The 299-nt window shown below is 70.6% G+C and carries 1 protein-coding gene; it reads left to right on the plus strand.

Annotated elements, in window-relative coordinates; genetic code table 11:
• Window positions 1–299, plus strand: a 299-nt coding sequence (locus EN850_RS35485) for a helicase HerA-like domain-containing protein (RefSeq protein WP_136093066.1), incomplete at both ends; no start/stop codon positions are given.

Genomic DNA, 299 nt, shown 5'->3' on the forward strand with positions numbered 1-299 from the left:
CCCGGCACCGGCGCCGAGAACCTGCTGCAGCGCGCCGCCGAGATCGGCGTGGCCGACTACGCGCCGGCCGCCAGCCCCGCCATCTTTTGGGACCTGTACGGCAAGCTCGGCCATCCGGTGCGCACCACGGTCAGCGAGATGGGCCCGACCCTGCTGGCGCGCATCCTCGAATTGAACGACACCCAGGCCGGCGTGCTCGATATCGTGTTCAAGCTGGCCGACGACCGCGGCCTGCTGCTGCTGGACATGGACGACCTGCGCGCCCTGCTCGGCCTGGTCGCCGAGGAGCGCAAGGACAT

Origin of the sequence: Mesorhizobium sp. M8A.F.Ca.ET.207.01.1.1 (assembly GCF_004794715.1) — a bacterium.
Classification (GTDB): domain Bacteria; phylum Pseudomonadota; class Alphaproteobacteria; order Rhizobiales; family Rhizobiaceae; genus Mesorhizobium.